We start from the raw sequence: 26,933 nt of genomic DNA on the forward strand, positions 1-26,933 counted from the left end.
TGCTCACTATCCCGCCCCGACGAAGAGACATGTTTGTGATCCCGTTCATAAATATTGAAATACCGTAAAAATAGCGTTGAGACAAAACTTACCCGTTTATGAAATCTGGCGAATTAATCACCGCGAGCGGCAAAATAGTCAAACGGGCGTCCGGGAATATCAGGAAAGATTACCAGATAATGATTGGGGAATTTGCTGGTATCCGCACAAGCCTGACATAAAATCAGCGCAAAATTATTTCCGCAGGCTCTCGCTCATTCAATATGAGTCAAAAGCAACCTATCAATTCATTATTTTGAGTCAGTTTTGACTCATTTCGACGATTTGTATTTTATGGCCGCTTATTTCACCCTTCAGGTCGAATACTCCTGATGTTCACATCAATATAAAATACAGGTGACGACATGTTATCATTATTAAAAAAAGGGCCGTCGGCGAATAAAGTTCCTGCTGAGAAAATTCAGGCAACTTATGGTCGATACCGCATGCAGGCGCTGCTAAGCGTATTTCTGGGATATCTGGCGTACTATATTGTGCGCAATAACTTCACATTATCCACGCCCTATCTGAAAGAGCAGTTAGACCTTAGCGCCACGCAGATCGGTTTGCTCAGCAGCTGTATGCTGATAGCGTACGGTATCAGTAAAGGCGTGATGAGCAGCCTTGCGGATAAAGCCAGCCCGAAAGTGTTTATGGCCTGCGGTCTCGTACTGTGCGCAATCGTCAACGTCGGGTTAGGATTCAGTACCGCATTCTGGATCTTCGCTGCGCTGGTTGTCCTGAACGGCCTGTTTCAGGGGATGGGGGTCGGCCCCTCTTTTATTACCATCGCTAACTGGTTCCCGCGTCGGGAGCGTGGCCGCGTAGGGGCTTTCTGGAATATTTCCCATAACGTCGGCGGCGGGATTGTCGCCCCGATCGTCGGCGCCGCATTTGCGATTCTCGGTACCGAGCACTGGCAGAGCGCCAGCTACATTGTGCCGGCCTGCGTGGCGGTGGTATTCGCCATCAGCGTACTGGTGCTGGGTAAAGGTTCGCCGCGCGAGGAAGGCCTGCCTTCGCTGGAAGAGATGATGCCGGAAGAAAAAGTGGTGCTGAAGACCAAACATACTCAGCAAGCGCCGGAGAACATGAGCGCGTTCCAGATCTTCTGCACCTACGTCCTGCGCAACAAAAACGCCTGGTATGTCTCCTTCGTCGATGTCTTTGTCTACATGGTGCGTTTCGGCATGATCAGCTGGCTGCCTATCTATCTGCTGACGGTGAAACATTTTTCTAAAGAGCAGATGAGCGTCGCCTTCCTGTTTTTTGAGTGGGCAGCGATTCCTTCTACCCTACTGGCCGGGTGGCTTTCCGACAAGCTGTTCAAAGGGCGCCGGATGCCGTTAGCCATGATCTGCATGGCGCTAATCTTCATCTGTCTGATCGGCTACTGGAAAAGCGAATCTCTGCTGATGGTCACGGTATTCGCGGCGATTGTGGGCTGCCTGATTTACGTCCCGCAGTTTCTGGCCTCGGTTCAGACCATGGAGATCGTCCCCAGCTTTGCCGTTGGTTCAGCCGTGGGTCTGCGCGGATTTATGAGCTATATCTTTGGCGCCTCGTTAGGCACCAGCCTGTTTGGCGTGATGGTCGATAAAATGGGCTGGCACGGCGGGTTCTATCTGCTGATGGGCGGGATCGTCTGCTGCATCCTGTTCTGCTACCTCTCTCATCGCGGCGCGCTGGAGCTTGAGCAACAGCGTAAAATCACCGAGCAGGAAGAGGCCCGGCTGGCGCTGGCTGACGCACAGTAAGCGCCTGATAACGTAGAAAGAAAGTGCCAGCCTGCTGGCACTTTTGGCCTTACGCAGAGTTGGCCGTCGTTAGGCAGACACCCTTAAATAGGGCGCAATGCTCGCTAATTTTTCCCGGGTTTCCGTCAGTTCGCGTTCCGGCGTCGATTGCGCAATGATCCCAGCCCCCGCCTGTATCCAGCAGCGCTGGCTGTCCTGAAATACGGATCGCAGGACTAACGCCGCATCAAAGCGCGTGTCCTCCAGCAGCAGCACCGCCCCGGAATAGAGCTCCCGCGGCGTCTTCTCAATTTGCATAATCGCGCTCAGGGCCGCATTCTTGGGGATACCCGAGGCGGTAATCGACGGAAACAGCACGGTAAATGCATCCCAGGCATCCTTACTTTCCGCAAGCTGGCCGCTGACGCAAGATCCCAGATGCTGAACGCTACCGCGCTGGCGAACCGACATCAAATCTTCAACCACCACGCTGCCCGGCTGGCAGACCACCGCCAGTTCAGCGATCGCCTCCTTCACCGACAGGATGTGCTCCAGCACCTCTTTACCGTCATGCAGCAGCTCGGTCTCTTTCTCCTTATTCTGCTGCGGATCCCCCATGCGATCGCGGGTACCCGCAAGGGGTTCAGTGACGACTTTGCTTCCGCTGACCGACATCACCAGCTCCGGGCTAAACCCCAGCGCTTCTCGCCCCTGCTGGCGAAACATAAACGAACGGGTGGGCGTATTGGCCTGCCGCCCGCATAATAGCGTGGAGGGCATATCAATTCGCGATGGCAAGGCAATAGCCCGCGAGACAATCGCTTTGACATATTCACCGCGGCGGATCGCCGAAACCACGCGCGCCACCTGCTCCTGATAGGCCTCACCGTTGTCAGCGGTATCTACAGTCACGGTGTTACACGGCGTCGCCGTACCGGCTGCTTTTACCGACTCGCACAGACGTCGGCATTCGCTGGCGGTGTCGGCAGAAACGGTGACATTTCCCTGTTCAAAAATCAGTTCCTCACGGGGAACGGTTAACGTCAGCAATGGCCACTCGCCAGCGTGATAGGCTATCCCCCGGGTATGCGCCGCAAAGTTAAACCCTACCTGGCCATATACCCGACGCCCTTTCACCTGAGGATGGGCCATAAAACGACGCGCGCAGTCGGTAATGGAATCCACCGCCCATTGCTGCTCTCCGTCCGCATTGATGAAGGTCGCCCGCGTGCCGTCAGCATTAATGATCAACCGTGCCAGGCATCCTTTGCCGATATACCAACACGGTTGCCGCTCATAGACATAGCACTCTTCATCGGCGAACTGGCGTAAGACGCCACAAATCGTCGGCAGCCGCTGTTCCTCTGGGAGCGCCAGATGTAAAAATTCACTGATTTTCATCCCTTACCTCTCTGTGTTATTCCCGGATCCTTCAATTGCGTTTGTCGAATGCAGCCTGGCAGAAGCAATCCACGCTGCCAGCAGCGTGAATGCCCCGCCAAACATAAAGCAGGCCGCATAGCCAAAATGCTGCGCAATTACGCCGCCAACCACGCCGGCCAGAATGGCGATGGCGGCATCAGTACATTGAAAGAGCGTAAAATCGACGCCAGCCTGCAGAGGCGATGAAAGCGTCATCAGCGTGGCGTAAAGACAGACCAGGGCGCAGGCCAGAGAAATGGATTGCAGGATGATCAGCCCCTGGAGTAACGGCAGCCGCAAATGTCCCGGCGCCAGCAGCAACGTCGTTACTATTGCCAGCAGCACGACGCCCTGGAGGCCATAAGCCGCAAGCAGCGCTCTGCCGGGGGAGGAGTATTTCATCAGCACCCCGCCCGCCAGCGTTCCTGCGATACCAGCCGCGATATTGCCAGCGCTGAATAGCGCGCCGAGCGCCGACATGCTCAACCCCTGATCCAGCAGCAGCGGCGCCAGAAGAGGCAACACGAACCGCATCCCGGTATTCAGCATCAGCACCAACAGTAAACCCAGCCGCGCCTGTCGCCTTTTAAGCGCATAACCCAACGCCGGAACATGCGGTACAGACGTGATGCGCATGGGTTCGGCAATGCACCACAGGGGAACGGATAAGACCAGGATCAGCGCCGCCATGATCAGCATGGCCACCGGCCAGTCGAATGCCGCCGCTAGCATCAGGAAGACGCCGCCGCCGCACATCATTCCCAGATAGCTGCCGCCGACCTGGACGCTGTTTCCCCAGCCGTAACCTGCGCGACTGAGCTGATCGACACAAAAGCCGTCGCTGGCAATATCGATGGTGGCGGCAACCGTACCCGCGAGTAAAAACAGCGCAAACAATGCGGCGATCTGCGTGTCGGGAAATCCCCCAGTTCGCCCGACCGCGCCGGTCGCAGCGGCAACCGTCAGGATCGCCGCCAACCCGACCTGACCCCGGAGGATTAACAGGCGGGAACGACGCTCCGGGCGATCGGGCGGCAGGCGCCAGCGCTCAATCCACGGCGCCCAGATAAACTTCAGCGCCCAGGGCAACATAAACAGCGTTGTCGCGCCGGCAAGGGCCAGCGAGCCGCCGGCGGCGCGCACCAGCGCAGGCAGGGACTGCATAGAGAGCGCCGATACCAGGCTCTGCGTCACATAGATCCCGGCAATGGCAAAAATCACCCGTCCGGTCGTTAACGGTTTCACCTGCGACTGAACATCACTCATGCAGTCGCTCCTCAGATGCGTCAACCTCTGCATCACGCCAGACGCGCGCGGCCATTTGCGCCTGCCACAGCGCCTGGTAACGTCCCTGACGGGAGAGCAGCTGCGCATGCGTGCCCTGTTCAACCACTTCTCCCTCTTCCATCACCAGGATGTTTCCGGCCCCGGCGATGGTTGACAGGCGATGGGCGATGATAATTACCGTCCGGTTGTGAACCAGACTATCAATAGCTTTCTGTACCGCCAGTTCGCTATCAATATCCAGCGCGGCGGTCGGCTCATCGAGAATGACGATCGGCGCATCTTTCAATAAGGCCCTGGCAATGGAAATTCGCTGGCGCTCGCCGCCCGAGAGCTGCCCGCCCATCTCGCCCATTGGCGTCAGCCAGCCTTGCGGAAGACGGGAAATGAATTCAAGACACTGCGCCGCGCGGGCGGCCTCTTCCACCTCCTGCTGCGTGGCCTGCGGGCGGGCAATAAGGAGATTCGCCAGCAGCGTGTCATCAAACAGCCAGACATCCTGAAACACGACGGAAATCAAGCTATTGAGCTGTTCCGCCGTCAGATGACGAATATCGACGCCACCGATAGAAATCTCTCCCTGCTGCGGATCGGCATAGCGCATTAACAGTTTGCTGACCGTGGTTTTACCGGCGCCTGAGGCACCCACCAGCGCGCTCATGCTGGCGGCCGGAAAGGTCAAAGAGAGGTTGTTGAGCGCGGGATCGCCGCTGTCATCATAGCGGTAGCAAATGGTGTCAAAGCGGATATCGTAACGCTCCGGCATCTCGCCGCGTTCTGCGACGGGAAGCGGCGGGAGCGCCATAAACTGCTCAATACGCTGCAGGGCGCTGGCGATCAGTTCCACCACCGAGGTGTAGCTGATAAACATCGCCATCGGTTCCGAAAAACGCATTATCATCGCGGCGGCGGCTATCAAAAAGGCAAGGTTCAGGGTCCCCGTTACTACCCAGACCACCCCGGCTAACACGACCACCTGCAGGCCCAGCTCCACAACGCCGGCGATCAGCATCGTCGCGCCGGCACTCTGGCGATGCGTGCGGCTCTGTAAGCTTTCCAGCGCATTAAAATGCGCCAGCAACGCCCGGCTTTTTTCGCCATCGCTGCCGCAGGTACGCAAAACCATCATCCCTTGCGCAAATTCAACGATATCCCCGCTCAGCCGCTGGTGCGCTTCGCCCAGGGTCTGCATTTGTCGGCGCATCGCCGGCCGGCGCCAGTAATAAAACGGCACCAGCATGGGAAAGATCAGCAACATCACCAGCCCCAGCCGCCAGTCGATCCACAACGTTGCCAGCGATGCGGTCAGCGGAGTGACGATGGTTAAAAGCAAAATATTGGCTATCGCAATCACATAGTTGAGATTTTCATCCACGCTGCCCAGCAACAAGGCGTTCGTTTCGCCCGCTCTGCCGCGCTGGAGTCTTTCCAGCGGCACGCGGCGTAGCTGTTCGCCCAGGCGCAGGCGCAGTTCATGGGTGGCCTGCGCCAGATGACCACGGTATTCAAAGCCCAGCCCATACCAGCGTAGCGCCAGCGCCGCGAACGCCGCAGCGCTGAAAGCCAAAGCCCAGGTGAGAAGCGGCGATGCTTCACCACGTAATAGCGCATCAACGATCGGATAGAGGCAGGCAAAGGCAATCCCCTGCATCAATGCCGCCAGCAGCAGCGCAATCATACTGCGCCGCAGCATCCCTGCCTGACTGCCAACGCTGGAGATAAGCTGGCGCCAGATGACGCGCCAGGCCAGGTTATCCGCGGGATTAATGGCTTTCATTTTCCGCCTCCTCTGGTTGTGTTCTCCCCGGCATCCATTGCTGCGCCTGCTGATAGCGCTGCCACAGCTGCTGATACAGGCCGCCCTGGGCCAACAGTTGCCGGTGACTCCCGCGTTCCCGGAGCCGCCCGTCGGAAAACAGCAGTATCATATCGGCGTGAGTCACCATGGAGAGTCGATGCGCGACCATGATGACCGTCCGGCCGCGCATGGCCGCCGCGAGGGCTTTGATCAGCGCCGCTTCGTTTTCCGGATCGGCAAACGCCGTCGCCTCATCGAGCACAAGAATGGGGCGATCCTGCAACAGCGCCCGGGCGATGGTGATGCGCTGCCGCTGACCGCCGGAGAGAAAGACGCCGCGCTCCCCGACGCGGGTGCTGTATCCCTCCGGCAACGCGCTGATAAATTCATGGGCCTGCGCCACTCTGGCCGCCGATATCACCGCTTCCAGCGGCGTATCCGGCGCGCCCAGACGAATGTTATTGGCGATGGTGTCGGCAAAAAGGAAGTTGTCCTGGAATACAAACGAGATTTGCTGCATCAAGGTGTCCGTCTGCATATCGCGCAGATCCACGCCGCCGATGCGAATATGGCCTTTATCGGGATCGGCATAACGCAGCAGGAGTCGCGCCACGGTGCTTTTCCCGGCGCCGCTCGGCCCGACCAGCGCCACTATTTTTCCGGCAGGTACATGAAAGCTCACCTCCTGCAGCGCCGCGCCTGCGCGCGCTTGTGGATAATGAAAACTCACCTGCTCAAAGGTAATGCTCGCATCGTTCGGCTGCCGATCGACAAGCGGACGGGAGAGTTCCGGCATCGCGAGAACCTGATAAATACGCTGAATGCTTAAACGCGTTTGCGCGACCAGATTATTGAGCATCATCATGGGCATCACCGCTTCCGCCATCCCGCTGCCCAACAGTAAAACGGCCACCCAGGCGATAAAATCGAGGCTGCCCGCCTGCATCAGGCCGTATCCGCACCAGATCAGAACGAATAAGGTCGGCAGCGGATTGAGGATCGAGAATGAAAAACGCGCGGAAAAGCCGGCTTTGCGATACCAGATTTTGAGCACATCGACCCACTCCTCAAGGGCATGCTGATAGCGCAAAAAGCTGGTGCTGCCGCTATCAAACGTTCTGACCACCTGCATGGCCTGCACGAACTCAATCACCGCGGCGCTGACCTGCTCGCGCGCCTGATGATAACGCTGAGCCATCTCTCCCGAGCGCTGGCGGGCGAGAGTAAGTATCAGTGAACCCAATGCCAGCACACCCAGCGTGGCAATGGCCAGTCGCCAGTCCAGCCAGAACAGGATAGCGGCGGTCGCCAGGGGCATGACTATCGCGCGAGCGTACAGCGGCGTGCTGTCAGCAACGAAAATGTGTAACGACTTCACATCATCCAGCATCACCTTCGCCATCGCACCGCTGCCCATTTGCTGTAACGCGCCCGGGGCAAGCTGCACGGCTTTCTGCGCTAATCTGCTGCGCAGAATATTCTCCAGATGAAACGCCGCATAATGCGAGGTGTTAAATGCCTGCAGGCGCAGGACAAAAGTCAGCGCCACGCAGCCAAATAGCCCTCCCAACGACCAGAGTGGAATAACGTCGGGCGAGACGCGAAGATCGCGCAGGCTCCATGCCAGAAAAAGCAGCGCCGCAAGGCTGGTGATGGCCGCCAGACCCGCCAGCGCCATCGCCAGAATGACCTTCCGGCGAACCGGGGTTATCACCTGCCAGAGCGGAAACCGGGACAGAGATTCAGTATTGGATGATTGAGATGACATGGGAGTGGCTGAATTTCCTGATGAATTTTTAAGGACGCCAAAAACGCTATTTCAGGGTGGCGTTCTGAGAATTAATGTGAATAATAACCATTATCAATTACTCATCTACCCCATTCGGTTCTATTTTTACCCGCATTGGTTTAAGCCACAGGGAGATAACCCGGTCATGACGGAGTCACCACAAACGCAATCTGCAATCTCAATTCATCAGTTGGTGGTCGGGAAACCCGCTAACGACGGTACTATCCCGGCCCAGTGTGAACTGCTGCGCTGTTCGTTGCAGGAAGGGATGGATATTTTGCTCTGGAGAGGCCATTTTGCGCAGCCTGAGACGTTACAGCTTCACGATGATCTGGGCAGGATTAACTTCTCGTGCATCCTTGAGGGCACCTCGCGCTTTGCCATCCAGGGGCTCAGACGCCACACCGAGTGGGAACTGGCCCGCAATCGCCATTACATTACCCACACGCCAGATTGCCGCGGCAGCGCCTCCTACGGCGGCCGATTCGAGAGCATCACCCTCTCCTTCAGCCCTGAAACCCTCGCGCTGTGGGTACCTGATATCAGTACAGTCATTAAAAATAAGATCGACTCCCACTGCTGTTGCCAGCAGCAGCGCTGCAATGCGGAAACCCATTTAACGGCCCAGGCTTTGCGTCATGCGCTAATGCGGATGCACGGCGGATTCAGCCATGAACAAAAACCTTCGACGCTCTGGCTACAGGGACAGAGTCTGGTGATGCTAAGCCTGGTCCTGGATGAGCACCGCGAAGACGCCAGCTGCTTCTCCTGCCACTTCAACCCGGTGGAGCGCCAGAAACTGCTGCGGGCAAAGGATCTGCTGCTGGCCGATTTGACGCAGGCGCCGGGCGTTGCTGAGCTGGCGAGAGAGTCCGGTTTGAGCGTGCTGAAAATTAAGCGTGGCTTCCGCGTTCTGTTTAACAACAGCGTCTATGGCCTGTTTCAGGCTGAACGCATGCAGGAGGCACGAAGAAGGCTGGCCAATGGCAATACCTCCGTTATGACGGTAGCCGCCGATCTGGGCTACGCCAACGCCAGCCACTTCTCTGCCGCTTTCCAGAAACAGTTTGGCGTCACCCCTTCCAGCTTTAAACGCGTCATCTGATCGCCGATTGACCCCTCCCCGTCAGCGGCCCGGCCCCCCCCTCCGGGCCTCAGTGCTTTCCTCCAGTGATTAACCCGAAACGGGCATAAATAGACCCGTTTCGGGTAGCACTCAATTGTTAATAATTATTATTCTCATGTAAGGAGTATTTTCCGCTAAGACGTGCCATCAGGAGGAAGAATGATTTCTGGCGCACCATCTCAGGAACCGCGGTTACCGGACAACGGCAACGCGGCTGATTATCAACAATTACGCGAGCGGCTCACGCAGGAGCTAAATTTAACGCCGCAGCAGCTACATGAAGCGTGCAATTTGATCCAGGCGGGCCTGGATTCAATCAGATTGATGAGATGGTTAGACTGGTTTCGTAAAAGGGGCTACCGCGTGACCCTGCGCGAACTGTATGCCGCCCCCACGCTGGGCGGGTGGCGCCAGCTGATGCGCAGCCGTTCCCCGGAGAAACCGGCGGAGGAAACGGCGGAGGAAACCGCACCCGGCGAAAGCGTCTGGCCGACCATGACCGAGGGTACCCCCTTCCCTCTGACGCCGGTCCAGCATGCCTACCTGACGGGGCGAATGCCTGGACAGCCCCTCGGCGGCGTGGGCTGCCATCTGTATCAGGAGTTTGCCGGCTATTCTCTGACGGCGGAAAAGCTGGAACAGGCCATCGCGATCCTGATGCAGCGCCACCCGATGCTGCATATCGCCTTTCGCACCGACGGACAGCAGGTCTGGTTAAAGCAACCTTACTGGAACGGCGTGACGGTTCATGATCTGCGCCAGAACGACGCCGCCAGCCGCCAGGTCTATCTGGACGCCCTGCGCCAGCGCCTGAGCCACCGCCTTTTACGCGTGGAGATCGGCGAAACGTTTGATTTTCAGCTGACGCTGTTGCCCGATAATCGCCACTGCCTCCATGTCAATATTGACCTGCTGATTATGGATGCCTCCAGCTTTACGCTCTTCTTCGATGAGCTTAATGCTCTGCTGGCGGGCGAATCGCTGCCGGCTATCGACCCCCGCTATGATTTCCGCTCCTATTTGCTGCACCAGCAGAAGGTGCATCAACCGCTGCGAGACGAAGCCCGCGCGTACTGGCTGGCGAAAGCGCCTGCGCTTCCTCCCGCGCCGCTCTTGCCGCTGGCCTGCGACCCCGCCGCGCTACGTGAAGTCCGTAATACCCGACGCCGCATGATTGTCCCGGCCAAACAGTGGCATGCGTTCAGCCAACGGGCCGGTGAGTACGGCGTCACCCCGACAATGGCGCTGGCAACCTGTTTTTCCGCCGTCCTGGCTCGCTGGAGTGGCCTGACTCGGCTGCTGCTCAACGTAACGTTATTCGACCGCCAACCGCTGCACCCGGCGGTTAGCGCTATGCTTGCCGACTTCACCAATATTCTGCTGCTGGATACCGCCTGCGACGGCGATACCGTCAGCGGCCTCGCGCAGAAGAATCAGCTGACCTTTACCGAAGACTGGGAGCATCGTCACTGGTCCGGCGTCGAACTCCTCCGGGAGCTCAAACGCCAGCAGCGCTATCCCCACGGCGCCCCGGTGGTATTTACCAGCAATCTGGGACGCTCTCTCTACAGCAGCCGCGCGGAACCGCCTTTGGGCGAGCCGGACTGGGGCATCTCGCAGACGCCGCAGGTGTGGATAGATCATCTGGCCTTCGAACATCAAGGCGAGGTCTGGCTGCAATGGGACAGCAATGACGCCCTGTTCCCTCCGGCATTAGTAGCGACGTTGTTCGCGGCCTACTGCCAGCTGATTAACCAGCTCTGCGAAGATGACAGCGCATGGCAAAAACCGTTCCCGGATACCCTGCCCGCCAGGCAGCGCGCGATTCGCCAGCGGGTCAACGCGACCGACGCGCCCATTCCCGCAGGACTGCTGCATGAAGGCATTTTCCGCATCGCCCTCCAGCAGCCGGAGGCGCTGGCGGTCACAGATGCTCATTATCAGTGGAACTACCGTGAACTGACGGACTTTGCCCGCCGTTGCGCCGGCAGGTTAATCGCGTGCGGGGTGCAGCCGGGCGACAATGTGGCGATCGGCATGTCAAAAGGCGCGGGACAGCTGGTTGCGGTGCTGGCCGTGCTGCTGGCCGGGGCGGTCTACGTTCCGGTTTCGCTGGACCAGCCCGCCGCGCGGCGCAAGAAAATCTATGCTGACGCCAGCGTTCGGCTGGTGCTCATTTGCCAGCACGACGCCAGCGCGTGGTCAGACGATATTCCCCTGCTTGCCTGGCAGCAGGCCATTGAGGATGAACCGATCGGCAACCCGGTGGTTCGCGCACCGACACAACCGGCCTATATTCTCTACACCTCCGGTTCTACCGGCACACCGAAAGGCGTGGTCATTTCTCACCGGGGAGCGCTCAACACCTGTTGCGATATCAATAACCGCTATCAGGTAGGTCCAGGCGACAGGGTGCTGGCGCTGTCCGGCCTGCATTTTGATTTATCGGTATATGACATTTTTGGCGTCCTGAGCGCCGGCGGCGCGCTGGTTATGGTGATGGAAGAGCAACGGCGCGATCCCCGCGCATGGTGTGAACTGATCCAACGCCATCAGGTCACGCTCTGGAACAGCGTCCCGGCGCTATTCGATATGCTGCTGACCTGGTGCGAGGGTTTTGCCGACGCTGCGCCGGCAAATCTGCGCGCGGTAATGCTTTCCGGCGACTGGATCGGTCTCGATCTTCCTGCCCGCTTTCGGGCCTATCGGCCGCAAGGGCAGTTTATCGCCATGGGCGGCGCCACCGAGGCGTCTATCTGGTCTAACGTCTGCGAGGTCAGAGAGGTTCCTGAGCACTGGCGCGCCATCCCCTACGGTTTTCCGCTGTCTAACCAGCGCTACCGGGTAGTCGATGAGCGGGGCCGGGACTGCCCCGACTGGGTGCCCGGCGAATTGTGGATTGGTGGCCTCGGGGTCGCTGAAGGCTATTTCAACGATCCCCTACGCAGCGAGCAGCAGTTTTTGACGCAATCGGGCGAGCGCTGGTATCGCACCGGCGATCTCGGCTGCTACTGGCCAGACGGTACCTTAGAGTTCCTCGGCCGCCGCGATAAGCAGGTCAAGGTCGGGGGATATCGCATCGAGCTGGGCGAAATTGAGAGCGCGCTCGGCCAGGTGGCGGGCGTGAAACAAGCCACCGTTCAGGCGATCGGGGAGAAAGAGAAGACCCTGGCGGCCTGGGTTGTTCCCCAGGGGGAGGCTTTTTGCGTTCCCCATCATCGCGATCCGTTGCTGCCGCAGGAATGGCGTACCCTGGCAGGAACGCTGCCCTGCTGCGCCTGCCCGCCAGAAATCTCCGCCGCTCAGGTCGCTGATTTTCTGCAGTATCGTCTGTTAAAACTGCATCCGGGCCACGCCTCTGACGTCGATCCGCTCTCCCTGATCGATTCGCTCGCTATCCAGCCGCGCTGGCAGGCCGTGGTGGAACGCTGGTTAGCCTTTCTTGCGGCTCAACAGCGGCTGCAGCCCGCCGCCGAGGGTTATCAGGTCTGCGCGGCAGAAGCGCCGGAAAAGCGCCATCCTTCGTTCAGCGGGCATGACCTCACCTTAATGCAGATTCTTCGCGGCGCGCGCCACGAACTGTCATTACTGAACGATGCGCGGTGGTCGCCGGAAAGTCTGGCTTTCGACCATCCGGCCAGCGCCTTGTATATCGAGGAGCTGGCGACAATGTGCCAACAGCTTTCCCGACGTTTACAGCGCCCGGTACGCCTGCTGGAGGTGGGGGTCCGCACCGCCCGCGCCGCAGAGTGCCTGTTGTCCCGCCTCAACGCTGGCGAGGTTGAGTATGTCGGGCTTGAACATAGCCAGGAGCTGCTGCTGAGCGCCAGACAGCGGCTTGCCCCATGGCCTGATGCCCGTCTGGCCCTCTGGAATGCAGAGACGCTGGCGGCGCACGCGCATTCGGCGGACATTGTCTGGCTGAATAATGCCCTGCATCGTCTGCTGCCAGAAGATCCCGGACTCCTTACGACCTTACAACGGCTCGCCGTCCCCGGAGCGCTGCTCTACGTCATGGAGTTTCGCCAGTTGACGCCGTCTGCCCTGCTCAGCACGCTTCTGTTAACCGCTGGACAACCGGAGGCTTTACTGCATAACAGCGCAGCGTGGGCAACAATATTCAGCGCCGCCGACTTCAGCTGTCAGCATGGCGATGAAATCGGCGGATTACAACGCTTCCTCGTCCAGTGCCCGGCCAGCCAGATGCGCCGGGACCCGCGTAAACTACAGGCCGCCCTTGCCGAACGCTTGCCCGGGTGGATGGTGCCGCAACGGATCCATTTCCTTGACGCTTTCCCGCTGACCGCGAACGGAAAAATTGACTATCAGGCGCTGACCCGTCGCCATACCCCTGAGGCGGAAACATCGGCCGAAGCGGATTTACCTCAGGGCGATACGGAAACATGCGTGGCCGCCATCTGGCAGCAGCTGTTGTCGATCGGCGCCGTCACCCGGGAGACCGACTTTTTCCAGCAAGGCGGCGACAGCCTGCTGGCCACCCGTCTGACCGGACAGCTCCATCAGGCGGGTTATACCGCGCAATTAAGCGATCTGTTTAATCATCCCCGACTGGCGGATTTTGCCGCTACCCTGCGTAAAACCGACCTCCCGGTCGAACAGCCATTCACCCACTATCCTGAAGATCGCTACCAGCCGTTCGCGCTTACCGACGTGCAGCAGGCCTACCTGGTCGGACGGCAGCCGGGGTTTGCCCTGGGCGGCGTAGGCTCCCACTTCTTCGTTGAATTTGAGGTTGCCGATCTGGATATCCGCCGGCTGGAGAGGGTCTGGAATCGTTTAATCGTCCGCCACGATATGCTGCGCGCCGTTGTTCACGATGGACAGCTGCAGGTTCTCGAACAGACTCCCCCCTGGATCATACCCGCGCACGTTTGCCCAACGCCAGACGAGGCGCTGCGGCTACGTGAAAAACTGGCGCATCAGGTACTCAACCCCGAAATCTGGCCGGTATTCGATCTCCAGGTCGGATACGTCGACGGGATGCCCGCCCGACTCTGGCTGTGCCTGGATAACCTGTTGCTTGACGGGCTAAGCATGCAGATCCTGCTGGCGGAGCTGGAACACGGCTATCGCTATCCGCAACAGCTGCCGCCGCCGCTCCCCGTCACTTTCAGGGATTATCTGCAGCAACCCGCGCTGCGGGCGCCAGACCCAGACTCCCTGGCCTGGTGGCAGACTCAGCTGGACGATATCCCTCCGGCGCCGGCGCTGCCGCTGCGCTGCTTGCCTCAGGACGTTGCGACACCGCGCTTTGCGCGCCTGAACGGGGCCATGAACAGCGCGCGCTGGCGCCGATTGAAACAGCGGGCGGCTGAAGCCCATCTTACCCCGTCGGCCTTACTCTTATCGGTATGGTCAACGGTGCTCTCGGCATGGAGCGCGCGGCCTGACTTCACGCTTAACCTGACGCTTTTCGACCGCCGTCCGGTGCATCCGCAAATCAACCAGATTCTGGGCGACTTCACCTCGCTGATGCTGCTGAGCTGGCGGCCTGGCGACAACTGGCTGCACAGCGCGCAGCGACTGCAGCAGCGCCTGAGCCAGAGCCTCAATTATCGCGATGTATCCGCCATCCGCGTGATGCGTCAGCTGGCGCAACGGCAAAATCTGCCCGCCGTAACCATGCCGGTTGTCTTCACCAGCGCGCTCGGCTTCGCGCAGGATAATTTCCTCGCCCGGCGCAATTTACTCAAACCGGTCTGGGGTATCTCGCAGACGCCGCAGGTCTGGCTCGATCACCAGGTTTATGAGTCCGAAGGTGAATTGCGCTTTAACTGGGATTTTGTCGCCGCCCTGTTTCCTGCCGAACAGGTGGAGCGACAGTTTGCCCAGTATGGCGAATTGCTCAATCGGATGGCCGAGGAAGAGAGCTGCTGGCAGCTGCCGCTCGCCGCGCTGGTTCCCCCCGTTAAACTCGCGGAACAAAGCCCCGCGCCAGCTCCGCGCGGCTGCCCTGAGCGCCCGGTGTCCGGCGTGGCGGCGGACGAGAGCACTGTCCGTCTGATTTGCGACGCCTTTCGCGAGGTGGTGGGCGAATCGATTATGCCCGCGGATAACTTTTTTGAGGCGGGCGCCACGTCGCTAAATCTGGTGCAGCTGCACATTTTGTTACAACGTCACGAATTTTCCATGCTGACGCTGCTTGATCTCTTTACCCACTCCTCTCCAGCCGCTCTGGCCGAATACCTTACCGGCGTCGCGATGGAGGAGAAAGCCACACGCTCTCGCCCGGTTCGCCGACGCCAGCGGCGGATTTAGCGCGAACCAAACTGATTTTTTCCGGGACGCCGTCGCGCAAGCGCGGCGTGCCATTGACTTTGTGACTCTTAGAAAACGAGACCGATTATGGATAACTTGCGCTTCTCTTCTGCGCCGACAGCAGATTCCATTGATGCATCGATCGCTGAACGCTACCCGGACTGCGAACCTGTCGCGGTGATCGGCTACGCCTGCCATTTTCCTGAAGCGCCCGATGGCGAAACGTTCTGGCACAACTTGCTGGAAGGCCGTGAATGCAGCAGGCGCTTTACCCGCGAGGCGCTGCTGGCCGCCGGTCTGGATGCCGCGGTGATTGACGATCCTCATTACGTCAATATCGGGACGGTTTTAGACAACGCCGACTGCTTCGACGCCGCCCTGTTTGGCTACTCGCGGCAAGAAGCCGAATCTATCGATCCGCAGCAGCGGCTGTTTTTGCAGGCGGTCTGGCATGCGCTGGAGCATGCCGGCTATGCCCCCGGCGCCGTCCCCCACAAGACCGGCGTTTTCGCCTCTTCCCGGATGAGCACCTATCCCGGCCGCGAAGCCCTGAACGTCACGGAAGTCGCGCAGGTCAAGGGTCTGCAGTCGCTGATGGGTAATGATAAGGACTATACTGCCACCCGCGCCGCGTATAAGCTCAATCTGCACGGACCGGCGCTATCGGTACAGACCGCCTGCTCCAGTTCGCTGGTTGCGGTGCATCTGGCCTGCGAAAGCCTGCGCGCGGGGGAATCCGATATGGCGGTGGCCGGCGGCGTGGCGCTCTCTTTCCCCCAGCAGGCGGGCTACCGCTACCAGCCCGGGATGATTTTCTCTCCCGATGGCCACTGTCGCCCTTTTGACGCCTCGGCAGAAGGCACCTGGGCCGGCAACGGTCTCGGCTGCGTGGTACTGCGCCGCCTGAGAGATGCGCTGCTGTCAGAGGATCCGATTATTGCCGTGATCCTCTCCAGCGCGGTCAACAACGACGGTAGCCGAAAAGTGGGTTATACCGCGCCGTCGGTGGCAGGACAGCAAGCGGTCATCGAAGAGGCGTTAATGCTGGCGGCGATCGATGACAGACAGATTGGCTACATTGAAACCCACGGTACCGGCACGCCGCTGGGAGACGCGATTGAAATTGAAGCGCTGCGCAACGTTTATGCGCCCCGCCCGCCGCATCAGCGCTGCGCGCTCGGTTCGGTAAAAAGCAATGTTGGCCATCTGGATACGGCGGCCGGGATTGCCGGGCTGCTGAAAACCGTCCTCGCGGTCAACCGCGGACAAATTCCGCCGATGCTAAATTTTGCCACGCCAAACCCGGCGCTCAAGCTCGACGAAAGCCCGTTCACCGTGCCGGTGACGGCCCAGGCGTGGCAGGACGAAATACGCTACGCGGGCGTCTCCTCCTTTGGCATTGGCGGCACAAACTGCCACATGATCGTCGCCTCGCTGCCCGATGAGCTCAAATTACCGTTGCCTGGTGCGGATGACGGTAGCAGGAGCACCGCGCTGCTGCTCAGCGCCGCCAGCGACACCGCGTTGCGGCAGCTGGCTACGGACTATGCTCGGGCGCTGAGGGAAAACGCGGATGCCAGTAATCTGGCCTTCACGGCTTTGCGCGCCCGCCGTCTCGATCTCCCCTTTCGTCTGGCGACGGCATTAAATGATGATACCGCCGCTGCCCTTAGCGCCTGGGCTGGAGAACAGGCCGGGGCGCCGGTTTATAGCGGCCACGGCGTCAGCGGTAAGCAGGTGTGGCTGTTTACCGGGCAGGGCTCGCACTGGCGGACCATGGGCCACGCCATGTGCCAGCGTTCGAAGGTGTTTGCCGACACGCTTGAACGCTGTTTTTCCGCCTGTCGTGAAATGCTCACGCCCTCCCTGCGCGACGCGATGTTTAATCCCGACTCGGCGCAGCTGGAGGAGATGACCTGGGCGCAGCCAGCCATCGTTGCCTTTGAAATCGCCATGGCGGCGCACTGGCGCGCCGAGGGATTGCAGCCGGATTACGCCATCGGTCACTCGGTGGGCGAATTTGCCGCCGCCGTGGTCTGCGGACACTATACGATTGAACAGGTTATGCCGCTGGTTTGCCGCCGCGGGGCGCTGATGCAGCTGTGCGCAAACGGCGCGATGGTGGCGGTGTTCGCGCAAGAAGAGGCGCTGATGCCGCTGGCCCGCCAGTTTGAGCTGGATCTGGCGGCCAACAACGGCACCCGGCATACGGTCTTTTCCGGGCCGGAAGCCCGTATTGCGGAATTTTGCGCCGCGCTTTCGCAGCGTGATATCAGCTATCGTCGCCTGAGCGTTTCCGGCGCGGCGCACTCCGCCTTACTGGAGCCGATACTCGATCGTTTTCAGGACGCCTGCGCCGGGCTGCACGCAGAGCCCGGGCAGCTACAGCTTATTTCCACCCTCACCGCCGGGGCCATAGATGCGTCGACGCTCAATCAGGCGGATTACTGGCGCCGCCATATGCGCCAGCCGGTGCGCTTTATCCAGAGTATTCAGGCGGCGCACAAGCTCGGCGCCCGCGTTTTTGTAGAGATGGGACCCGATGCCCAGCTGATTGCCTCCGGACAGCGCGAATACCGGGATAACGCTTACTGGATAGCCAGCGCCCGCCGTAACCAGGAGGCGAGCGCTGTCCTGAATCAGGCGCTGCTCCAGCTGTACGCCGCCGGCGTCACCCTGCCGTGGGCAGACTTACTGGCGGGCAATGGGCAACGTATCTCTGCGCCACGCTATCCGTTCGCGACCGAGCGTTACTGGAAAGAGCACGTTTCCAACGTCTGCGAGCCTGACGACGTCGCGCTGTCCGCCGGCGCTGAGGTGGCGAGTCGCGCCGCGGCAGCGCTCGATCTTCCCCGGCTGGAAGCGCTTAAACGCTGCGCCACGCGGCTACACGCCATCTATGTCGATCGGCTGGTACAACGCTGTGCGGACGATGCCATTGCCAGCGGCGTCGACGCCATGACCATTATGCGCCGAGGCCGTCTGCTGCCGCGCTACCAGCAGCTGCTTCAACGCCTGCTGAATAACTGCGTGGCCGACGGCGACTACCGCTACGCTGACGGGCGTTATTTCCGCGCCCGCCCGATTGAACATGAGCAGAGGGAAGCTCTGCTGGCGGAGCTTGCTGGCTATTGTGAAGGTTTTCAGGCTATTCCCGAGACCATCGCCCGCGCCGGCGAGCGGCTGTATGAAATGATGAGCGGCGAGGAAGAGCCGGTGGCGATCATCTTCCCGCAGGGCGCCTCCGACGGCGTGGAGGTCCTCTATCAGGAATTCAGCTTTGGCCGCTATTTCAACCAAATCGCCGCCGGTATCTTACGCGGTCTCGTCCAGACGCGTCAGCCCCAGCGCCCTTTACGAATCCTGGAAGTAGGCGGCGGTACAGGCGGCACCACCGCGTGGCTGCTGCCGGAACTCAACGGCGTTCCGGCGCTGGAGTACCACTTCACCGATATCTCCGCCCTGTTTACCCGCCGCGCCCAGCAGAAATTCGCCGACTATGGCTTTGTGCGCTACCACGAACTGGATCTCGAAAAAGAGGCGCAGTCCCAGGGGTTCCAGGCAAACTCATACGATCTGATCGTGGCGGCGAACGTGATCCACGCCACTCGCCATATTGGCCGCACGCTCGATAATCTGCGCCCTCTGCTCAAACCGGGCGGACGCCTGCTGATGCGCGAAATCACCCAGCCAATGCGTCTGTTTGATTTCGTTTTTGGCCCGCTGGTGCTTCCGCTCCAGGATATCGACGCCCGCGAAGGCGAGCTCTTCCTCACCCCCCAACAGTGGCGGCAGCAGTGTCGCCGCGCCGGATTCAGCAAAGTGGCGTGGCTACCGCAGGAGGGTAGCCCGACCGCCGGTATGAGCGAACATATCATTCTCGCCACGCTGCCCGGTCATGGGATATCCTCGTCATCAGCATCCGCGCTGGGGCAGATGTTGCCGGATAATGCTGATGATCTCGCCGACTGGTCCGATTGCGCGGGTCAGCCGGAACGGTTTAACGCCCGCTGGCAGGAGGCCTGGCGGCGGCTCTCAGCGCGGCACGGCGACGATTCCCCCGTGGGAGCACCCCAGGTCAGCCCCCCGCAGTGGCTGGGGGAGGTGCGCTTAAGCTGGCGAAACGCCGCCTTTTCCCGCGGCGAGATGCGCGTGGAAGCCCGTCATCCTGATGGCGAGTGGCTGCCGCTGGCTCCCGCCGCGCCTGTTCCTGCGCCGCAGACGCATTATCAATGGCGCTGGACGCCCTTCAGCGCCGCCAGCGATGGCCGCCCACTGGCATTTCGCTTCAGCGCCGGTACGCTTGCGCACGAAAATGAGCTGGCGCAATGCGGTATCCTTCACGATCCGCAGGCCGCTTCGGTGCTCATGATTGTCGAGGAGAGCGAACAGACGCTGGCGTTAGCGAAACAAGTGAAGGAGGCCCTGACCACCGGCGCCGGAGGATTGATTGCGATCACTCACCGCGCGTGGCAGGTTGAGGATAATGAGGCGCTCGCCGCGTCTCATCACGCTCTGTGGGCTTTGCTTCGCGTCGCGGCCAATGAACAGCCGGAACGCTTGATTGCCGCCATCGATCTGGCCGAAAACACGCCATGGGAAACGCTGCGTCAGGGATTGACCGCCGTCTCCCTTTCTCAGCGCTGGCTCGCCGCAAGGGGCAACGCCCTCTGGCTCCCCTCCCTGGCGCCGAATCCAGGGCGCGCCGCCGATCTTCCGGCAAATGTCTTCGCTGGCGATACCCGCTGGCATCTGGTGACCGGCGCGTTTGGCGGATTGGGCCGCCTTGCCGTTAACTGGCTCAAAGAAAAAGGGGCGCAACGTATTGCCCTGCTGGCACCGCGCGCGGATGCCTCCTGGCCGGGCGACATCGAGGGCGTGCAAATCCGCGTCTGCCGTTGTGATGTTGGCAACGCCCGACAGCTGACCAGGGTTCTCGATAAGCTGGCGGGCGATGGCGGCATTGCCGGGGCGATCCACGCTGCAGGCGTATTGGCTGATGGGCCGCTGCAGGAGCTGGACAATCGCCAACTGGCCGCGGTTTTCGCGGTGAAAGCGCAGGCGGCAGACCAGTTGCGGCAAAGCCTGAGCGACCACAACGCACGCTATCTTATTCTTTACTCCTCCGCAGCCGCCGCCCTCGGCGCGCCGGGTCAGAGCGCCCATGCGCTGGCCTGCGGCTATCTGGACGGGCTGGCGCGGCAACATACTTCTGATGATACTCCGAAGACGATAACCATTGCCTGGGGCGCCTGGGGGGAAAGCGGTCGGGCGGCCACGCCGGAAATGCTGGCGACGCTGGCCAGCCGCGGCATGGGCGCGTTAAGCAATGCCGAAGGCTGCTGGCATCTGGAACAGGCGGTGATGCGCGGTGCCCCATGGCGGCTGGCGATGCGTGTTTTCAGCGACAACATGCCTCCGCTACAACAGGCCCTGTTCCATAGCGGGTCCGCAGAAAAAGCCGCAGCGCCGGTCAGCCCTCCTGCGGATGACAACGTCTTTATCGGCAACCTGAGCGATGAAACGGCGGTAATGACATGGCTGAAAAAACGCATCGCGGTTCAGTTACGGCTAAGCGATCCGGCATCGCTGCAGGCAAATCAGGATCTATTGCCGCTGGGCATGGATTCGCTGCTCTTCCTTGAGCTCAGTAGCGATATTCAGCACTACCTGGGCGTGCGCATCAATGCGGAACGGGCGTGGCAGGATCTGTCGCCGCGCGGGCTCACGCAGCTTATCTGTTCTATACCAGAGAAGACGCCTGCCGCTTCGCAGCCGGAAGCGTTACGGCACGACGCCGATGAGCGTTATGCCCCCTTCCCTCTGACGCCGATTCAGCACGCCTACTGGCTGGGAAGAACCCATCTTATTGGTTATGGTGGCGTTGCCTGTCACGTGCTGTTTGAGTGGGATAAACGCCACGATGAACTCGACCTCTCCCTACTGGAGAAAGCATGGAACCAGCTTATTGCCCGTCACGATATGCTGCGAATGGTGGTAGATGCCGACGGCCAACAGCGCGTTCTGGCGACAACCCCGACGTATCGCATCCCGCGCGACGATCTGCGCGCGCTCTCCCCGCAGGAGCAGCGCCTGGCGCTGGAAAAACGGCGGCTGGAACTGAGCTATCGCGTTTTACCCGCCGACCAGTGGCCTCTTTTTGAACTGGTGGTCAGCGAAATCGACGATTGTCGCTATCGCCTGCACATGAACCTCGATCTTCTGCAGTTCGATGTGCAGAGTTTTAAAGTTATGATGGACGATCTGGCGCAGGCCTGGCGCGGAGAGACGCTGGCGCCGCTCGATATCACCTTTCGCGATTATGTGATGGCTGAACAGGCGCGCCGGCAGACGGCGGCATGGCACGATGCCTGGGAGTACTGGCAGGAAAAACTACCGCAATTACCCCTGGCGCCGGAACTGCCGGTGGTGAAGACGCCGCCGGAAACTCCACACTTCACCACGTTCACCTCAACGATCGGCAAGCCTGCGTGGCAGGCCGTTAAGCAGCGCTGGCAGCAGCAAGGGCTCACCCCTTCTGCCGCGCTGCTCACGCTGTTTGCCGCCACCCTCGAGCGCTGGAGCCGCACCGCTGAATTCACCCTGAACCTGACTTTCTTTAATCGCCAGCCGGTTCATCCGCAAATCAACCAGTTGATTGGTGATTTTACCTCCGTCACGCTGGTCGATTTTAACTTCACCGCGCCGGCGACGCTGCAAGAGCAGATGCAAGGAACCCAGCAGCGCCTGTGGCAGAACATGGCGCACAGCGAAATGAACGGCGTCGAGGTGATCCGCGAGCTGGGGCGCCTGCGCGGATCGCAGCATCAACCGCTGATGCCGGTGGTGTTTACCAGCATGCTGGGAATGACGCTGGAAGGCATGGCTATCGATCGGGCGATGAGTCGTCTGTTCGGTGAACCCTGCTATGTGTTCACGCAAACGCCGCAGGTCTGGCTGGATCATCAGGTCATGGAGAGCGATGGCGAGTTGACGTTTAGCTGGTACTGCATGGATAACGTGCTGGAGCCGGGCACAGCGCAAGCCATGTTTACAGACTATTGCGCCATCCTGCAGGCTGCTATTGCCAGCCCTGAAAGCCTGCAGACGATGGCCTGCGGTATTGCCGAACAGAACCCGCGCCGCCGCTGGCCGCTCAACGCGCAGACGGACTACGATTTGCGGGATATTGAGCAGGCGACGCTGGACTATCCCGGTATCCAGCGGGCCAGAGCGGAACTAAGCGAAAATGGCGCGTTAACGCTGGATATCGTCATGGCCGAGGGGCCGTCGCCCTCCGCGCTCGCCCCGGCTGAACGCGATCTCGCCTCGCTGGCGCTGCCGTTGCCTGAGCAGGCGCAACTTGATGAACTGGACGCGACCTGGCGCTGGCTGGAGGCGCGTGCGCTACGAGGGATCGCCGACACGCTGACTCGCCATGGTTTATTCACCTCGCCGGAGAGCGCCCATCGCTTTAGCGAAATTGTACAGGCGCTGGCCGCGCAGGGGGCCCGGCGACGGCTGCTGCGCCAGTGGCTACAGTGTCTGACGGAAAGAGAATGGCTGGCCCGCGAGGGGGATAGCTGGCGCAGCCGCATGGCGTTCAGCGAGATCCCCGGGCCGCAGGATGCCTGCCCGCCAACCCAATGGAGTCAGGCGCTGGCGCAGTATCTGGACACCTCTATTTCCCGCCACGACGACCTTTTCTCCGGGCAGTGTTCGCCGCTGGAACTGCTGTTCAATGAGCCGTTGCGCGTAACCGACGCGCTGTATCGCGAAAACCCCGCCAGCGCCTGTCTGAATCGCTATACCGCACAGATTGCCGCCCTGTGCGGCGCAGAACGCATCCTCGAGGTGGGCGCCGGAACCGCAGCCACCGCGGAGCCGGTGCTGAAGGCCACGCAAAGCACGCGACGTTCATACCATTTCACCGATGTCTCCACGCAGTTCCTCAACGATGCCCGGAGCCGTTTCCACGATCAATCGCGGGTTTCTTACGCCTTATTCGACATTAACCAGCCGCTGGATTTCGCCGCCCATCCGGCAGAAGGATACGACCTGATTATTGCCGTCAATGTGCTTCACGACGCCAGTCATATCGTTCAGACGTTGCGCCGATTAAAGCTGCTGCTGAAAACCGGCGGACGTTTGCTGATCGTCGAGGCGACGGAGCGAAACAGCGTATTCCAGCTGGCGAGCGTCGGCTTTATCGAGGGATTGAGCGGATACCGTGATTTCCGCCGCCGGGATGAGAAACCCATGCTCGCCCGTTCGGCGTGGCAGGAAGTGCTTGCGCAGGCCGGGTTTGTCAACGAGCTGGCGTGGCCGACGCAGGAATCCTCGCCTCTGCGCCAGCATCTGCTGGTCGCGCGTTCGCCTGGCGTGAATCGACCGGATAAAGCAGCCGTAAGCCGCTATCTGCAGCAGCGTTTTGGCTCCGGTCTGCCCGCATTACGGATTCGCCAACAAGAAGCATTACTTGCGCCGCTGCGTACCCCGTCCGTTGCGCAGAATGCGCCAGCCGAATCGACCCCAGTCGCCGGGGGAGATCCGACGCTGGAAAAACAGGTCGCTGAACTCTGGCAATCGCTGCTTTCTCGCCCCGTGGCCAGGCATCACGACTTTTTTGCGCTGGGCGGCGATAGTCTGATGGCGACAAGGATGGTCGCGCAGCTGAACCGCAGAGGAATTGCCAGCGCCAGCCTTCAGGATCTGTTCACCCATTCAACGCTCAGCGACTTCTGCGCCCATCTGCAGGCCTGTTCGTCGGCAGAGGACAATCCTGTGCTCATTTGCCACGGCGCGGGCGATGAAACGTTGTTTGTTTTCCACGCTTCCGACGGCGGTATCAGCGCCTGGCTGCCGCTTGCCCGGGCGCTGGACAGGCGCGTATTCGGCCTGCAGGCAAAATCGCCGCAGCGTTTTGCCACGCTTGATCGGATGATCGATGAGTATGTCGCATCCATCCGTCGCCAGCAGCCACACGGCCCCTATGTGCTGGCGGGATGGTCGTACGGCGCTTTTCTTGCAGCTGGCGCCGCGCAGCGTCTGTACGCCAAAGGCGAGCAGGTACGGCTGGCGTTAATCGATCCCGTGTGTCGACAGGATTTTCGTTGCGCCAACCGGACGGCCCTGCTGCGGCTGTTAGCCGAAGGGGATACGCCGCTGGCGCTGCCGGAACATTTTGACCGGCTGACGCCCGCCCGCCAGCTTGCCGTCTTCATCGACCTTGCCAGAACGGCGGGAATGGTGCCGCAAAACCTGACGCGGCAAGCGGCAGAAACGTGGATCGACAACATCGCGCATCTGCTGCGTTTACTGGCCGGGCATACGCCGGGCGAAGCCGTTGCGCTTCCCTGCCTCATCCTGCATGCCGTAATGAGACCCGCGCGCTGGACGCCAGCGGAGACCGAATGGCGGGCCTGGATGGACCGCGCCGACCGCTATGCGATTAAAGCCAGTCACTGGCAAATCATGCTGGAGCCCCCCCACGTTCAGGCTTGCGCGCAGCATATCCAGCGCTGGCTTGGCGCAACCTCAACGCAACCGGAGAACACCTTATGATGCCGTCCACCTTCGACAAACAACGCGTACTGATTGTGGGCGCCAAATTCGGCGAAATGTACCTCAACGCCTTTATGCAGCCCCAGGAGGGGCTCGAACTGGTTGGCCTGCTGGCTCAGGGAAGCCCGCGCGCAAAAGAGCTGGCCCAGGCGTTTGGTATCCCGCTGTATACCTCGCTCGAACAGATCAAGGAGATGCCGGATATCGCCTGTATCGTCGTGCGCTCGACCGTCGCCGGCGGGAGCGGAACGCAGCTTGCCCGGCACTTTTTAACTCACGGCGCGCACGTTATTCAGGAGCATCCCCTCCACCCGGATGATGTCCGTTCATTACAAGCGCTGGCGCAGGAACAGGGGCGTTGCTATTGGGTCAATACGTTTTATCCGCACGCGCTTGCCGGTCGCGTGTGGCTCAGGGACGCGGAGCAGTTACGTCGCTGTCTGGATCAGGGGCCGTCGATTGTCCATGCCACCACCAGCCGGCAGTTGCTCTACTCCACTCTCGATTTATTGCTGCTGGCTCTGGGCGTGGATGCCGCCAGCGTGGCGTGCGAAGTGGTCGGCAGCTTCAGTGACTTTCACTGTCTGAGACTCTACTGGCCGGAGGGAGAGGCTTGCCTGCTGCTTCAGCGCTATCTCGATCCTGACGATCCGGATATGCACAGCCTGATTATGCACCGTCTGCTGCTGGGATGGCCGGAAGGACATCTTTCGCTGGAGGCGAGCTACGGCCCCGTCATCTGGTCATCCAGCCTGTTTGTCGCCGAACATCAGGAGAATGCTCACAGCCTCTACCGCAGGCCGGAGATCCTGCGCGACCCGCCGGGTCAGACGTGCAGCCCGGCGCCCCTGAGCTGGCGTGATTGCTGTGAAACCGCCGGGCCTGAGGGCGTCGGAAGATTACTCCATCAGCTGCGCAGCCATCTGGCGGGCGAAAATGCGCCTGCCGCCTGCCACGGCGCTCATCAGCTGGCGGTGTCGTACCTATGGCAGCAGATTTTACGCGCGACCGGCAATGCCGAGATCCGCCACCTGAAGCCGCCGCGTCATGAACGGTTAACGGCTTTCTACCGCCACGATGAGGAGTCCCGATGATACAATCTGCCATGTGTACTCCGTTATGGCCCGCCCGCAGCGCCAGTACGGCGCATCTGGTGATGTGCCCCTTCGCGGGCGGCAGCAGTAGCGCGTTTCGCTGCTGGCGAGAGCAGCCTATGGCGGACATCGCGCTTTCCCTGGTAACCTGGCCGGGACGCGATCGCCTGCGCCATCTGACGCCGCTCAACAGCATTATGCCGCTGGCGGTACGGCTGGCGAACGAACTGCAACAGAGCGTATCTCCTGACGCGCCGCTGCTGCTCGCCGGGCACAGTATGGGCGCGCAGGTGGCGTTTGAAACCTGTCGCCTTCTGGAGCAACGAGGACATGCGCCGCATGGCCTGATTATTTCGGGCTGCCATGCTCCTCACCTCCATTCCGAACGCCGACTCAGCCATCGCGATGATGCCGACTTTATCGCTGAGCTGATAGATATTGGCGGATGTTCGCCTGAGCTGCGGGAAAACGAGGAATTAATATCGCTGTTTCTTCCCCTCCTGCGCGCCGATTTTTACGCCACCGAGCATTATCACTACGATTCGCCCGATCGCGCCTCGCCGCTGCGCACGCCTGCGCTGCTCATATGCGGCAGCCGCGATCGCGAAGCCTCCCGGCAGCAGGTCGACGCCTGGCGTCAGTGGCTGACCCACGTTACCGGGCCGGTTACAATCGACGGCGATCACTTCTATCCCATTCAACAATCCCGCGCCTTCTTTACGCAGATTGTCCGCCATTTTCCCGACGCATTTTCGACGCTGACCGCTGTGCAAAAACAGTCCAGTACTTCTGAAAGGTGACG

10 protein-coding genes are annotated in these 26,933 nt (G+C 60.4%); 6 read left to right on the plus strand and 4 right to left on the minus strand.

Going from position 1 to position 26,933, the window contains the following annotated elements:
- The first annotated feature begins 404 nt into the window (after positions 1-404).
- Entirely contained in the window at positions 405-1,796 is a 1,392-nt protein-coding gene (gene pgtP, locus ACSIPU_RS01620; protein ID WP_004113099.1) for a phosphoglycerate transporter PgtP, read from the plus strand.
- Positions 1,797-1,865: 69 nt separating this feature from the next.
- Here pgtP and ACSIPU_RS01625 read toward each other — a convergent pair whose 3' ends face one another.
- Genes ACSIPU_RS01625 through ybtP form a run of 4 tightly spaced genes read right to left on the minus strand, consistent with a single transcriptional unit; the run spans position 1,866 to position 7,957 of the window.
- Positions 1,866-3,176 carry a salicylate synthase gene (locus tag ACSIPU_RS01625; RefSeq protein WP_004102087.1) on the minus strand — a complete coding sequence of 437 codons (1,311 nt, stop codon included), beginning with the start codon at positions 3,174-3,176 and terminating at the stop codon, positions 1,866-1,868.
- Between the two features lie 3 nt (positions 3,177-3,179).
- Positions 3,180-4,463, minus strand: coding sequence for an MFS transporter (locus ACSIPU_RS01630; RefSeq protein WP_004102091.1), 1,284 nt, complete (start codon positions 4,461-4,463; stop codon positions 3,180-3,182).
- On the minus strand, positions 4,456-6,258 hold the full coding sequence (ybtQ, locus tag ACSIPU_RS01635) for a yersiniabactin ABC transporter ATP-binding/permease protein YbtQ (protein ID WP_032728261.1): 1,803 nt from the start codon (positions 6,256-6,258) through the stop codon (positions 4,456-4,458). The genes ACSIPU_RS01630 and ybtQ overlap by 8 nt, the downstream gene beginning before the upstream one ends.
- Positions 6,245-7,957, minus strand: coding sequence for a yersiniabactin ABC transporter ATP-binding/permease protein YbtP (gene ybtP, locus ACSIPU_RS01640; RefSeq protein WP_032728696.1), 1,713 nt, complete (start codon positions 7,955-7,957; stop codon positions 6,245-6,247). Before ybtP ends, ybtQ begins: the two co-directional genes overlap by 14 nt.
- A 256-nt stretch (positions 7,958-8,213) precedes the next feature.
- On the opposite strand from ybtP, the gene ybtA reads away from it, so the two are divergent.
- The 5 genes from ybtA to ACSIPU_RS01665 all read left to right on the plus strand — a co-directional run bounded on the left by ybtA (position 8,214) and on the right by ACSIPU_RS01665 (position 26,931).
- Positions 8,214-9,173, plus strand: coding sequence for a yersiniabactin transcriptional regulator YbtA (ybtA, locus tag ACSIPU_RS01645; protein WP_023329710.1), 960 nt, complete (start codon positions 8,214-8,216; stop codon positions 9,171-9,173).
- A gap of 180 nt (positions 9,174-9,353) precedes the next feature.
- Positions 9,354-15,473, plus strand: coding sequence for a non-ribosomal peptide synthetase (locus ACSIPU_RS01650; RefSeq protein ID WP_032728262.1), 6,120 nt, complete (start codon positions 9,354-9,356; stop codon positions 15,471-15,473).
- Positions 15,474-15,560: 87 nt separating this feature from the next.
- Positions 15,561-25,037 (plus strand): yersiniabactin polyketide synthase HMWP1, encoded by a 9,477-nt coding sequence (gene irp1, locus ACSIPU_RS01655; RefSeq protein WP_196557572.1) that lies wholly within the window; start codon positions 15,561-15,563, stop codon positions 25,035-25,037.
- Positions 25,034-26,131: a Gfo/Idh/MocA family oxidoreductase gene (locus ACSIPU_RS01660; protein ID WP_023320961.1), complete on the plus strand. Its 1,098-nt coding sequence runs from the start codon at positions 25,034-25,036 to the stop codon at positions 26,129-26,131. The genes irp1 and ACSIPU_RS01660 overlap by 4 nt, the downstream gene beginning before the upstream one ends.
- Positions 26,128-26,931 (plus strand): thioesterase II family protein, encoded by an 804-nt coding sequence (locus ACSIPU_RS01665; protein WP_023320962.1) that lies wholly within the window; start codon positions 26,128-26,130, stop codon positions 26,929-26,931. Before ACSIPU_RS01660 ends, ACSIPU_RS01665 begins: the two co-directional genes overlap by 4 nt.
- The last annotated feature ends 2 nt before the right edge of the window (positions 26,932-26,933 follow it).

It is taken from the genome of Klebsiella sp. HN106 (genome assembly GCF_051209435.1).
GTDB classification, from domain to species: domain Bacteria; phylum Pseudomonadota; class Gammaproteobacteria; order Enterobacterales; family Enterobacteriaceae; genus Klebsiella; species Klebsiella oxytoca.